13 protein-coding genes are annotated in these 12,956 nt (G+C 54.3%); 4 read left to right on the top strand and 9 right to left on the bottom strand.

All coding sequences use genetic code 11. The features are described from left to right. Window positions 1–13: 13 nt before the first annotated feature. From K365_RS0112725 to K365_RS0112735, 3 genes are all read right to left on the bottom strand, one after another. Entirely contained in the window at window positions 14–1,825 is a 1,812-nt protein-coding gene (locus K365_RS0112725) for an acyl-CoA dehydrogenase (RefSeq protein ID WP_024334862.1), read from the bottom strand. A gap of 26 nt (window positions 1,826–1,851) precedes the next feature. Further along, window positions 1,852–2,469 carry a TetR/AcrR family transcriptional regulator gene (locus K365_RS0112730; protein WP_024334863.1) on the bottom strand — a complete coding sequence of 206 codons (618 nt, stop codon included), beginning with the start codon at window positions 2,467–2,469 and terminating at the stop codon, window positions 1,852–1,854. Window positions 2,470–2,629: 160 nt separating this feature from the next. After that, entirely contained in the window at window positions 2,630–3,277 is a 648-nt protein-coding gene (locus tag K365_RS0112735; RefSeq protein ID WP_024334864.1) for an NAD-binding protein, read from the bottom strand. A 130-nt stretch (window positions 3,278–3,407) separates the two neighbouring features. Between K365_RS0112735 and yaaA the strand changes: the two genes are divergently transcribed. Next, window positions 3,408–4,175 (top strand): peroxide stress protein YaaA, encoded by a 768-nt coding sequence (gene yaaA / locus K365_RS0112740; protein ID WP_024334865.1) that lies wholly within the window; start codon window positions 3,408–3,410, stop codon window positions 4,173–4,175. 43 nt (window positions 4,176–4,218) lie between these two features. Here yaaA and K365_RS26625 read toward each other — a convergent pair whose 3' ends face one another. The 6 genes from K365_RS26625 to K365_RS0112770 all read right to left on the bottom strand — a co-directional run bounded on the left by K365_RS26625 (window position 4,219) and on the right by K365_RS0112770 (window position 10,331). Continuing rightward, entirely contained in the window at window positions 4,219–4,875 is a 657-nt protein-coding gene (locus K365_RS26625; RefSeq protein ID WP_024334866.1) for a lipoyl protein ligase domain-containing protein, read from the bottom strand. Window positions 4,876–4,879: 4 nt separating this feature from the next. Then, the gene (gene lpdA / locus K365_RS0112750; RefSeq protein WP_169432949.1) at window positions 4,880–6,289 is read right to left on the bottom strand and encodes a dihydrolipoyl dehydrogenase; all 1,410 of its coding nucleotides are present in this window, start codon (window positions 6,287–6,289) and stop codon (window positions 4,880–4,882) included. An 81-nt stretch (window positions 6,290–6,370) separates the two neighbouring features. After that, on the bottom strand, window positions 6,371–7,855 hold the full coding sequence (locus K365_RS26630) for a dihydrolipoamide acetyltransferase family protein (RefSeq protein ID WP_024334868.1): 1,485 nt from the start codon (window positions 7,853–7,855) through the stop codon (window positions 6,371–6,373). Window positions 7,856–7,878: 23 nt separating this feature from the next. Next, entirely contained in the window at window positions 7,879–8,859 is a 981-nt protein-coding gene (locus tag K365_RS0112760) for an alpha-ketoacid dehydrogenase subunit beta (RefSeq protein WP_024334869.1), read from the bottom strand. Continuing rightward, window positions 8,846–9,943 carry a pyruvate dehydrogenase (acetyl-transferring) E1 component subunit alpha gene (pdhA, locus tag K365_RS0112765; RefSeq protein ID WP_024334870.1) on the bottom strand — a complete coding sequence of 366 codons (1,098 nt, stop codon included), beginning with the start codon at window positions 9,941–9,943 and terminating at the stop codon, window positions 8,846–8,848. Before pdhA ends, K365_RS0112760 begins: the two co-directional genes overlap by 14 nt. 49 nt (window positions 9,944–9,992) lie before the next feature. Next, window positions 9,993–10,331 carry a TusE/DsrC/DsvC family sulfur relay protein gene (locus K365_RS0112770; RefSeq protein ID WP_024334871.1) on the bottom strand — a complete coding sequence of 113 codons (339 nt, stop codon included), beginning with the start codon at window positions 10,329–10,331 and terminating at the stop codon, window positions 9,993–9,995. Between the two features lie 299 nt (window positions 10,332–10,630). Between K365_RS0112770 and K365_RS0112780 the strand changes: the two genes are divergently transcribed. The 3 genes from K365_RS0112780 (at window position 10,631) to K365_RS0112790 (ending at window position 12,906) form a co-directional block, all read left to right on the top strand. Then, window positions 10,631–12,115, top strand: coding sequence for a DUF3375 domain-containing protein (locus K365_RS0112780; protein ID WP_245569172.1), 1,485 nt, complete (start codon window positions 10,631–10,633; stop codon window positions 12,113–12,115). A gap of 130 nt (window positions 12,116–12,245) precedes the next feature. Then, window positions 12,246–12,473, top strand: coding sequence for a hypothetical protein (locus K365_RS0112785; protein WP_024334874.1), 228 nt, complete (start codon window positions 12,246–12,248; stop codon window positions 12,471–12,473). Further along, window positions 12,463–12,906 carry a PIN domain-containing protein gene (locus K365_RS0112790; protein WP_024334875.1) on the top strand — a complete coding sequence of 148 codons (444 nt, stop codon included), beginning with the start codon at window positions 12,463–12,465 and terminating at the stop codon, window positions 12,904–12,906. Before K365_RS0112785 ends, K365_RS0112790 begins: the two co-directional genes overlap by 11 nt. The last annotated feature ends 50 nt before the right edge of the window (window positions 12,907–12,956 follow it).

Here is a 12,956-nt window from a genome sequence, read left to right on the forward strand (position 1 = left end):
TCAGCAAACAAAATTATGCGGGAAATGCGTCTTCCGGCATCTCCATGATGGCCGGAATATTGCCTTTTAATGCTTCCATTTTTCCTAACGTCGCCGGCAGAACCCACTGGATAAAATATTTGGCCGTGGTCACCTGGCCCTGATAAAATGCGGCATCCTTTTTTTTGGCGGACCCGATTTTGGGCTGAGCCGTGACAGCCCGCCACAGTTCCAGCCAGGCCATGACCACATCGCCGGTGACATCCAGAAACGGATGGGCCACGGCAAAAGCATCCAGCACTTTTTCGGACATGGCGGTCATGCCCATGTGCATGGCGGTTTCTCCCAGCTTGTTCACAGCTGTTTCCACCCGCACGGCCATGTCTGCCAGTTCGGGAATTTCCTTGGCTGCTGCAATGGTCTGGTTCATCCGGGTCAGCAGGTCCATGAACGGCTTGCCTTTTTTCAGGCCCAGTTTTCTGCCCAGAAGATCCATGGCCTGGATCCCGTTGGTGCCCTCATAAATGGAAGTGATTTTACAGTCTCGAAGCAGCTGTTCCTGGGGATATTCGCTGATAAACCCGTACCCGCCGAATACCTGGACACCCTGGGTACACACCTCAAATGCCCGGTCCGTGATATAGCCTTTCACCACGGGAATCAGCAGTTCGATCAGCCCCTGCCAGGTCTCTTTGTCGGTTTCATCGGCTGCCGTGAGCACCTTGTCGAAACACAGGGCCGTAAAATACATCAGGCTTCGCATGCCGTCCACATAGGCTTTCATGTGCAGCAGCTGGCGTTTGACATCCGGATGGTTGATGATGGCCACGGGTTTGGGATCCTTGTCAAATATCTTGGTCAGGTCCGTGCCCTGAATTCTTTCTTTGGCATAATTGACTGCATTGACGTAGGAGGCACTGGCAAAACCGAATCCCTGGAGACCGACCCCCAACCGGGCCTCATTCATCATCACGAACATGGCTTTCATGCCCTTGTTCTCTGCCCCCAGCAGCTCGCCGATGCAATTGCCTTTGGAGCCGAATGCCAGGGACGCGGTGGCATTGCCGTGAATTCCCATTTTTTCTTCCAGACCGGTGCAGGTCACATCATTGGGTTCGCCGATGGTGCCGTCTTCATTGACCCGGTATTTGGGCACCAGAAACAGCGAAATTCCCTTGGTACCGGCCGGGGCCCCTTCAATGCGGGCCAGCACCGGATGAATGATATTTTCGGTGAGATCCTGGTCTCCGCCGGAGATGAAAATCTTGCTGCCGGTAATGGAAAAGGTGCCGTCTTCATTGCGTTTGGCGATGGTGGTCAGGTTGCCCACGTCCGACCCGGCTTCGGGTTCAGTCAAACACATGGTGCCGGCCCATTTCCCCGTATACAGATTTTCCAGATATTTTTTCTTCTGATCTTCGGTGCCGAACTCTTCCACCAGTTTGCCGGCCCCGTGGGTCAGGCCCGGGTACATGAGAAAGGCGCAGTTGGCCCCGGTGAACAATTCGCCGGCAGCCATGGACAGGATCCGGGGCATGCCCTGGCCGCCGAATTCCGGATCATCACACATGGCCACCCATTCCCCTTCACAAAACAATTTATAGGCCCGGTGAAAGCACGGCGGAATCGCGACTTTCCCGTTTTCCAGGACACAGCCGGTCTCATCGCCTTCCTTGCTGACGGGCAAAAGTTCCTTGACCGCCAGATTCCGGGCCTCGGTCAATACCATGTCCATGGTTTTTTTGTTGAATTCCCTGAACCGTTCATGGGATGCCAGATCTGCGGCGTTGAGCATCTCATGAAGGACAAACTCCTGATCTCTTCGGTCTGCAATGGATTGTGCCATGGGATACGATCTCCTTGTCTATATATTTATTTTTTTATGCCGGTTGTAACCATCTCAAAAATCATGGACAGCCGCCGGTCTGACTGGGTTAGGTCCTCTTCCCTGAACAGGCCGGACCAGGCTGCGGAATGCACGATATCGGCAAACAGTTCCGCCATGTCCCGGGCCGGATAAGTTTTGAACGCCTTTTCCCGGATCCCCTGGTCAAACAGGTTTTCAAACAGCTGCACCATCCGTTCATGGAGGCGGTTCACCCGTTCGTTGAGCTGGGGCATGCCCACGCTGTCAATATTGCTTCGTTCAAAAATATAAATTTTTACCACGTCCTGATTGTCTCTATAAAACCGGGCCTGGGCTTTGAGCGCTGACAGAAGCCGGTCTGTCACGCTCACGTCCTGTTGATAGGCGATGTCATACAAGATCCGCCCCAGTTCATGGACCCGCTCGATCACCAGGTCATGATACATCTCTTTTTTTCCGGGAAAATATTTGTAGATGGTGCCCAGCGGATACTGGGCCGCTTTGGAAATCTGGGCCATGGTGGTGTTGTGAAACCCGCCTTCGGCAAACATGGCCAGGGCTGCCGCCAGAATTTCCCGGCGCTTTCTTCTGTCATCTCTTTGTTTTCGGGTCAAGGCAGCCATGTTTAAACTCGTTGTTTCATTTTTAGAATGAGTATTCTATAAACAGAATAAATATTTTTGTCAATATTTATTTTAATTCCAAGCCCATCAACGATCTTGATTATGAGCGGGTTTTAACGGATGGATTCAGATAATTTTTCTGTTGGGCCGAACAGAATTTTTATGTGACAACGCCGCCGGAAATCACCCCGTGGCACCGGCAGGCCGTGGCCACCAGGCACTGGCCTTTGTGCCGGGAAATCCGGTCCACCAGCACATACAGATCGGCCGGTGAATATCCCCCCACCCCCGGCCCGAGCTGCCGGCTTTGAATGACAAACGGCATCACTTCCAAAAAATTCAGTTCAGCAATCAACCGGAACATATCTTTTTTTCTGGGTTGGCCGGTCACCGTGCACTTATCATCGGGTTCACAGCAGTTGGGAGGGCACAAAAAATCCGCATGGCTCACATAAATCTGGTTGTCTGTTCCCCGCATGGGATGAGGCAGACAATTATCGATGTCATCCGGGAGTGGATGGGTTTGCAGGCGATCGACTCCCAGTGTGAGCCGGCACCATTCCCAGGCCAGATGCACGGGCACGGCCGGCACCACCCAGTCCGGTCCCCGGGTCCGGGTCATTTCCTTGAACAGAAAATCCACCCCGTCTCCGGCCACGGTGGTGCATCCCAGCGAACCGGCTTTTTCAAGACTTTGTACGTCCCGGTCCACCAGGGTCACATCCATTTTTCGGCTTTTGTCTTTGCGCATGAACCGGGCCGCCCTGAGCCCGAACCTGCCGCTGCCGATGATCCATACTTGCGCCATGTTCCGGTTATCCTATGATTGCTCAATCCTTGTCAAGGTCTGAAAAAATTCCTCCCTGCGCCCATAAATAATTCTGTCATTGTTTTTTAAAAAGAATCACGCTACATATTTATCCAAGGAGGATACAGGTATGCGCATTGTTATTTCACCCTCAAAAACCCTGGAATTTAACGGCCGCTCTTATCTGAATCACACGATTCCGTTTTTTAAATCACGTATCAGCGAATTGATCGATCACCTGAAATCCCTGTCTGAAAAAGACCTGGAAACCCTCATGAACATCAGCCCAAAACTGGCGGCCCTGAATCACGAACGGTATCAGCAATTTCAACTGCCTTTCACTTCGGACAATTCACGCCAGGCCCTGCTGACGTTCAAAGGCGATGTGTATCAGGGAATTCCGGTGGAGGATTATACAGATGCCGATATCCAGTTTGCCCAGGCCCATCTGAGAATTCTTTCCGGCCTGTACGGACTGCTCCGGCCCCTGGACCTGATCCAGCCCTACCGACTGGAGATGGGCACCCGGCTTTCCGGTTCCTGGGGGAAAAACCTGTATGCTTTCTGGGAAAATGCGATTACAGACCGGATCAACCAGGAACTTGACCATATCAAAGGGACAAAAATTCTGGTGAACCTGGCGTCCAATGAATATTTCAAGGCGGTCCGGCCCGGGCAGCTGAATGCGCCGGTGCTGCATATCCAGTTCAAGGAAAAAAAGAAGGATGCTTTAAAGACCATTGGCATCCATGCCAAACGGGCCAGGGGATTGATGATTGATTTCATTATCAAACACCGGGTTTGCGATCCGGAAGAGTTAAAACCGTTTACCCGAAACGGGTATGAATTTGCCCCCTCCCGTTCCACTGAAGCAGAATGGACTTTTGCCAGAGGATGAAAAGTGACTTGCTCAGGTATTGTATCGTCCATTGTCCGACAGGTTACAAAAAAGTTACACCTGGTTGATGCAACAGTTCATCCGCCAGGGTTGCCGGGGTCATACCGGAAAAGGCGTTGTCCAGCCGCATGACAAAGTCCTTGTGGGACCGGTGTTTCCGGTAGTCCGGTTCTCTGGGAGGATGAAACAGATACCGGTCCATGGCATCCAGGTCTGTAGATACCAGCAGGGAAGCGGAATAATAAGCCAGGTTGTTTGACCGGTACAGGCTGGTGCCTCCCACCTTGCGGTCTGCCAGCACCAGATCGGAGACGCCGTCCTGGTAGATTCCGGAAAGACCCGCAGTTTCCAGGGCCTGGATAAGAGAATGATTGCACTGATTAAAAAGGTGCTGAATACCGGCAAAACCTTTGGCAGGCAGGATCATGGACACGATCAGGGTACCGGAGTCCAGAAACACGGAACACCCCCCGCCTTTCCGGCGGAAAACGGGCATCTGGTCCCGGGCGCACCGGGAAAGCCGGATTTCGGTTTCCAGATCTGACCCTCTGCCCGCCACCACCGCCGGAAAGGCAAACGGATAAATGGCGATCTTTGGTTTCCCTGTATGCCGGACCCGGTCCAGCAGATGCTGGTCAAACGCATAGGTTTTGACCGGAAACGATATCTTGGCATCCAATTTGGAGGAAACGGTTCCCACAGGTTCACCGCTGCGGTTTCATCAGATGGACGGATTTGTGTCTGGCAGCTTCCGCCGCCTCCATGATCGCTTCGGAAAAAGTGGGGTGGGGATGAATACTTACGATCAGGTCTTCCAGACAGGCCCCCATCTCGATGGCCAGGTTGCCTTCGGCAATGAGTTCCGAGGCATGTTCCCCGGCAATGCCCATGCCCAGGATCTGTTCGGAGTCAGGGTCGGTCAGAATTTTCACAAACCCATGGGTCCGGCCCACGCTTTTGGCCCGGCCCAGGGCTGAGAGGGGGAATTTTCCCACGGTCACGGGAATACTGTTTTTTTGGGCCTTTGTTTCAGTGAGTCCGGTCCAGGCGATCTCGGGCCGGGTGAACAGCACGGCCGGCACACTGACATTGTCATAGGCGGATTTTTTTCCGGCAATGACTTCGGCCGCCACCCGGGCCTGGCGGACGGCTTTGTGGGCCAAGGCCGGTCCGGCGGTGATATCGCCGATGGCGAAAATATGGGGCAGCACCGTCCGGCACTGCTCATCCACAGGAATCAGGCCCTGGTCGTTTGTGTCAATGCCCAGGGCGGACAGGCCCAGGTCCGTGGTGTTGGGACGTCGGCCCGTGGCAGCCAGAACCTGTGCAAAATCATCGCTGGTTTCACCGTTTTCTGTCACGATCTTTACACCGAACCCGGTATCGGTTCGGGTGATTTTTGTTACCCGGGAATTGAGATGAACGGCATCAAATTGTTTTTTGCACTGGTTGATCACCACCTGGACCAGGTCCGGGTCAGCGGCGGCCAGCAGGTGCGGAGACGTCTCCACCAGGGTGACCCGGGTGCCCAGACCGGCATAGGCCTGGCCGATCTCAAGCCCGATGTATCCCCCGCCGATCACCAGCAGGGACGACGGAATTTCCGGCACAGTCAGAGCCTGATCCGACGTCCACACATCTGAGCCAAGTCCCGCATCCAGATCTTCAGGCAGTTCATTGATCCGGGACCCCGTGGCGATCACCGCATGTTTGAACCGCACAATGGTGTTGGCCCCGTCCACATACACCTGGTTGGACTCAATGAACCGGGCATGTCCCTGAACCTGTTCTATGTCCCGGTTTTTCACCAGCCGGGAAACCCCGTCGGCCAGATCATCCACCGTGGTCCGGATATGGGCGGCCAGGGCACCGGGATCAAAGCCGATTTTTTCGCAAACAATTCCCATGGTTTCCGCCTGCCTGACACTGTCGGCAATGTTCACCACATGAATCAGGGTCTTGGATGGAATGCATCCCCGGGTGAGGCACACCCCGCCCAACTGTTCCGCCGACTCCACCAACACCACTTCCTTCCCCAGATCGGCGGCGGCGATGGCAGCGGTGTATCCGCCGGGGCCTCCGCCGATCACCACCACATCAGTGTCATAAATCATCTCTCCAACCACCATGGTTTCACCTCTTTTTTTTTACGTGTCTGTTCCCCGGGTTCCCTTTCAAAGACCTGCCTTGTGCTTTCAGGTATGGGTCAAAAATACCATCGGGTCTTCCAGCATGGCTTTAAGATCTTTCACAAACCGGGCTGCCTGGGCCCCGTCCGCCACCCGGTGGTCAAAACACAGGGTCATGGGCAGCATCTGGCGGATCACAATCTTCTCATTTTTCACCACCGGTTTTTTCTCCACCCGGCCCAGACCCAGGATGGCGGTTTCCGGATAATTGATGACCGGCAGCACATGGGTGCCGCCGATGGCCCCCACATTGGTCACGGAAAAAGTACCGCCGGTCAGGTCTTCCCGGGTGATGGTCCCCTCCCTGGCGACCCGGGCCAGAAATCGGATCCGATATCCCAGGGCAGCCGGGCTGAGCCGGTCCGCGTCCCGGATCACCGGCACCACCAATCCTTTGGGGGTGTCTGCTGCAAAACCGATGTGATAAAACTGCTTGTAAATGATCTCCATCCGGTCCGTGTCCACGCTGGCATTAAACGCCGGATAGGATGTGAGCAGCCGGGAGACCGCCTTGATCACGAATGCCAGCAGGGTCAGGTGCACAGTCTTGTCCGGCCGGTCCTCGGCATCCAGATCTGTTCTTTTTTTGCCTTCACTGTCTTTGGATCTGTCCGGTTGTGCCTGATTTTCCGGTCCTGATAGATCACCGCCTGCATCTCCGCCAATGGTCAGATGATTTCCGGGATGGTCATTATAGGTCTGGCGCAGTCGTTCCAGTTCCGTGACATCGGCTTCATCCATATGGGCCACATGGGGCACCAGGATGGAAGCCGTCACGGTCTTCACCGCGGTTTTCCGGCGAAGGGACCGGATAGGAACGGTTTTTACCGGGCCCTGGGCCGCAAAATCCGGGAGCGGTTCAGACACCAGAAACGGAATGCCGGGTGTCTGAGTGGTGTCATCATCAGGTATGGATGATGATTTCGGTGCCTTGTGAGACGCTTTATCCGACGCTTGGTCATACCCGGCCAGATCTTCCGCCGTCACGCGGCCGCCCGGCCCGGTACCGGACACCTGATTGATGTCGATATCCATCTCCCGGGCCAGGCGGCGCACGGCCGGGGCGGCAATGGCCCGGGGAACCGGGCCGGCATTTCCGGCGCTTTTGCGACCGGCACCGGCTTTCCTGTCATGGCGGTCCGGATCGGCGGATTCCGAACCGGTGTCGGCGGATTTGCCGTCATCTGCCGGCTGATCAGGTGACAAGGACCCGCCACTGTCCCGGGCCGTATCTGTCCCGGGCTCATCTTCATCCTCTGCCGTCTCAATTTCCACCAGCACTTCTCCCACCTGCACCATATCACCAACCCGGGCTGCCAGGTGATGAATGATACCGGTTTTCGGACAAGGGATGGTCACTGCAGCCTTGTCGGTTTCCATGTCGCACAACGGGTCATCTTCTTTCACCTGATCTTTTTCATTGACATGCCACGCCAGAAGTTCTCCTTCCTGAATCCCTTCACCCAGATCCGGCAGTTTGAATGCATACATAGGCACCTCCTGTCCCCGCAAAATCAAAAATTCAAGGTTTCCACAATGGCCCTGGAGATGTCGGACACCGAGGGCAGATACATCTGCTCCCTGGCAAAAAGCGGCATCACCACATCAAACATGGTCACCCGTTTCACCGGGGCCTCCAGATACATCAGTGCCTGATCATTGATGACGGCAATGATCTCTGATGCCGGGCCGAATGACTGCTGGGCCTCCTGCACCACCACGCACCGGCCGGTCTTTTTCACGGATGATACAATGGTGTCTGTATCCATGGGGGAGATGGTGAGCAGATCGATGATCTCCGGGGAGAATTCGGTCTGTGACCGCACCTGTTCCACTGCCTTGAGGGTGTCTCTCATCATGGCCCCCCAGGAGATCAGGGTGACATCGTTCCCTTGTTCCTTCACATGGGCTTTTCCGATTTTAAAATCCGTGTCCGGCCCGTCCACCTCCTCCTTGAACGACCGGTAGGAACGCTTGGGCTCCATGAACACCACCGGGTCCGGATCGTTGATTGCAGCCGCAAGCAGCACCGCTGCATTGGCCGGGGAAGAAGGGATCACCACTTTGACCCCGGCGGTGTGGGCCCAGTACACCTCCTTGCTTTCGGAATGGTGCTCCAGAGCCCGGACCCCGCCGCCATAAGGCATTCTCACCACCAGGGGTACTGTGAACCGTCCCCGGGACCGGGTACGCATCCGGGAGGCATTGCCCTCCAGCTGGTGCATCATGAGATAGGAAAATCCGGAAAACTGCATCTCCACCACCGGTTTGAGCCCGGCCATGGCCATACCGACGGCAGTTCCCAGAATCGCGGACTCGGCAATGGGGGTATCAATAACCCGCTGTCTGCCGTATTTTTCATACAATCCGTCCGTGACCCGGAACACCCCGCCGTTCACCCCGACGTCTTCTCCCAGGATCACCACGGAGTCGTCGGCGGTCATGGCCTCATGCAGGGCCGTATTCAATGCCGTGATCATATTAATCTTCGCCATGATCCCCCTCCTTTTCCAGTTTTGCCAGAAACTTTTCACGCTGGGCTTCGATCAAAGGCTCCCGGGTGCCAAACACGTAATCGAACGGGGCATCTGCTGCAAACGGTTTTCTGGATTCAAACGCCTGGACCGCGTCATCGATCTGCTGTTTGCAGTCCGCCTCCAGCCGCTCCTGGCTTTTTTCATCCCAGATGCCCTTGTCGGTCAGGTATTTTTTGAACCGGATCAGCGGATCTTTGGCCTCCCAGACCGCCACTTCATCATCGGACCGGTACCGGGAAGGATCGTCTGCTGTGGTGTGCATGAGCATGCGGAAAGTGACCGCCTCGATCAGGGTCGGTCCTTCATCGGCCCGGGCACGATCCACAGCCTCTTTCACGGCCTGATACACGGCCAGGGCATCGTTGCCGTCCACCTGGATGCCGGGGATACCGTAGGCAATGGCTTTCTGGGCAATGGTCGAAGATTTTGTCTGGATTTTCAAGGGCGTGGAAATAGCATACTGGTTGTTCTGGCACAAAAAAATCACCGGTGCGTTGAGCACCGCCGCAAAATTCAAGGCTTCGTGAAAATCCCCTTCCGAGGTGGCCCCGTCTCCGAACATAGTCAGGACCACGGTGTCTTTTTCTTTCATGTACCGGGAGGCGTAAGCCAGTCCCACTGCCTGGGGCAGCTGGGATGCCAGTACAATGGATATCGGCAGGGTCCGGTCATTATTTTCGTTGACATTGCCCTCTTCCCAGCCGTTGAAAAGGAGCAGGGAGTTTTCCAGGGTTTCTCCCCGCATCAGGCGGGCCCCCAGTTCCCGGTAGGACCCTACAAACCAGTCGGTTTCCTTGAGTGCCAGGATGGGTGCACAGGATGCCGCCTCCTGCCCCTTGTTCACCGGAATGGTTCCGATCCTCCCCTGACGCTGGAGATTGAGCATCCGGGCATCCGCCATTCTGGACAGGGTCATGGCCTGAAAAAGTTTTTTCAGGTCATCGTCACTCAGATCCGGTTCCAGATCTTTGTCCACGATTCCGGTTTCATCCAGGATATGCAGCTGTTGAATATTGAAATCATCAATCGTTTTTAACGGCATATGACCCTCCTTTTTCCGGCTGTTCCTGATGCGGCATCAGGGACAGGGTTTATCCCGTGGTCCGGATCTTTGCAAACACCTCAGGCGTGGGCTTTGGAAGTCCGGCGATCTTCCAGGCCTTGACCGGATCAGGAAACTGTTCATAATTACAATCCTTTGACTGCCCCACATTTTTGCACACGGCCCGGAGAATAGGAAACGCCTCGAACTTTTCATAATAATTTCTCATGAACTTAATAATCTCCATCCGTTCGGTGCTCAATGGGCATTCATCATCCACGCCTTCTTTTTCCGCCAGGGCGCAGGCGATTTCTTCGGTCCAGGATTTAAAATCCTTAAGATAACCTTCCTCATCCAGATGCAATGCAAGATCTTGTTTGTTTGTCATGGTTTTCTCCTTTTTTTTGACAGGGTTTGTGCCAGTTGTGCCGTTTCATTTAATATGGATGATAAGCATGAAACATAATTTTGTAAACAGCTCATCTTGTAAGTTATGCATAACTTTTTTCAAATTTTCTGATGTGACTGATCAAATCCGGAACTCACCCGATTCTTTGACCATAATCATTGAATTTGAACTGAAAAATTTCTATAACCTGACAATAAAAACAGATCACCCACTCTTTAATAAGGAAAAACATCCCATGACCGACAACTACGAAAAAATCGTTCAGGGCAACCTTTTATATGAAGCGGACGCGGATTTTCCGGCCGCAGTCACCTGATCCCATGAATGTCGACTATGACACACTCCAGGCCTTAAGAAAGACCCATCCGGCCTGGAAGCTGCTGGTGGCGGATCACAGCCCGCTCATTGCCGCATTTTTGCACAACACCTTTATTGTGCCCAACCAGCGGCGGCTCAGCCGGGCAGACCTGGCCTCGGCCCTGGAGGACCTGCTGTTTACCCTGCGGGAAACCCAGGGTAAGGATGCCTTTCCCCGGTCGGCCCAGGCCTATCTGGATGACTGGGCCGGCGAGGACAAGGGGTGGCTGAGAAAATTCTATCCACAGGGGTCTGATGAGGTGCATTATGATCTGATGCCGGCAGCGGAAAAAGCCCTGTCCTGGCTGGAAAGCCTGATCCAGCGGCCCTTTGTGGGCACGGAATCGCGCCTGATGACCATTTTTGATCTGCTGCGCCAGATGGTGGAAGGCACGGAAAAAGATGTGCAGGTGCGGATTCAGGAGCTGGAAAAAAGAAAGGCTGCCATTGAAAACGAGCTGGCCCAGGTAAGGTCGGGCCGTGTGGACATACTGGATGACACGGCTGTCCGGGACCGGTTCCTCCAGGTGAGCCAGACCGCCCGGGAACTGCTGGGGGATTTCCGGGAAGTGGAGTACAATTTTAGGCGCCTGGACCGGAAGATCCGGGAACAGATCACCCTGTGGGAAGGGAGCAAGGCGCAACTTCTGGAAGATTTTTTCGGGGAGCGGGACCTGATCGCCGAATCCGATCAGGGAAAAAGCTTTACCGCGTTCTGGGACCTGCTCATGTCCCCGGCCCGGCAGGAGGAGCTCACCGGGATGCTGGAAAAGGTGTTTGACCTGGCAGCGGTCAAAGAGCTGTCCCCGGACCGGCGCCTCAAGCGGGTGCATTATGACTGGCTGTCCGCCGGAGAACATACCCAGCGCACCGTGGCCAAGCTGTCCGGGCAATTGCGGCGGTACCTGGATGACCAGGCGTTTCTGGAAAACAAGCGCATCATGCAGGTGATCCAGCAGATCGAGACCCGGGCGGTCCGACTCAGGGACCAGATGCCACAAGGCAGCATCATGACCATGGACGAAGCATCTCCAGACATTCTTCTGAGCATGGAACGGCCTATGTACAAAATCCCGGTCAAGCCCAAAATCACGGACACGGTCACGCTGGGGGACGGTTCAAACATCCCCGCAGACATGCTGCATGACATCGTATTCGTGGACCGACTGAAGCTCAAACAACGGATCCGCACCGCCCTGCAGACCCGAGACCAGGTCACCCTGGCACAGATCCTTTCCGACCATCCCCTGGAAAAGGGCCTGGCTGAACTGGTCACTTACCTGGCCCTGGCGGCCGAGGATGACAATGCCTGGTTTGACGATGCTTTGACCCACAGGGCCGTGTGGACCGATGCCGGCGGCATCCGCCGTCAGGCCACTTTCAACGCCGTGATTTTCAGCAGATGACACCTATGGACATAACACAACCTTATCCATCTGATATCTCCCGGCTACTGAAGGCAAGGCCGGAAAATTCTTGACACGATTTTCGTGTCACACTATTATTGTGTTAAACCCTGGATTTCAGGAAGGAAAAATGAAAAACGTTACCATTACATTGGAGGAAGAGGTCGCTGACTGGTCAAGGATCGAGGCGGCAAAAAACCGGGTCAGCGTATCCCGGTGGATCGGAACCATATTAAAGGAAAGGATGCAGGATGAAGCAGGATACCGGCAGGCCATGAATCAGTTTCTTTCCAGCCCGCCCTTATTGCTGAAAAAAAACGGCAGGTATCCTTCCAGAAATGATCTCCATGAAAGATAACTGCTTTGTGGATACCAATATTCTTGTGTATTTCCGGGATGCTTCTGAACCGGAAAAACAAAAAATTTCCGGCGAATGGCTGAAAACATTATGGGAAAATCAGACGGGCAGGATCAGTATCCAGGTTCTGAACGAATATTATGTCACGGTAACCCGGAAATTGAAACCGGGCATGACAACAAGCCATGCCCGGTTGGATATCAAAAACCTGATGGCCTGGCATCCGGTTACAGTTGACCTGACCATTATCAGAAACAGCTGGTCAATACAGGACACCTATCAATTTTCCTGGTGGGATTCATTGATTGTAGCTGCAGCAATCAAAGCAAATTGTTCCATGCTGCTTTCCGAGGATCTCCATCACGGACAGCAGATTCATGACCTTACCATCATCAATCCATTTCAGCAGGATGCCGGGCAGATGTTGTCCTGATAGAATGAAAAATGAAAATCCCTATGGATGCAACACAACCTTATCCACCT

Origin of the sequence: Desulfotignum balticum DSM 7044 (assembly GCF_000421285.1) — a bacterium.
Classification (GTDB): Bacteria; Desulfobacterota; Desulfobacteria; order Desulfobacterales; family Desulfobacteraceae; genus Desulfotignum; species Desulfotignum balticum.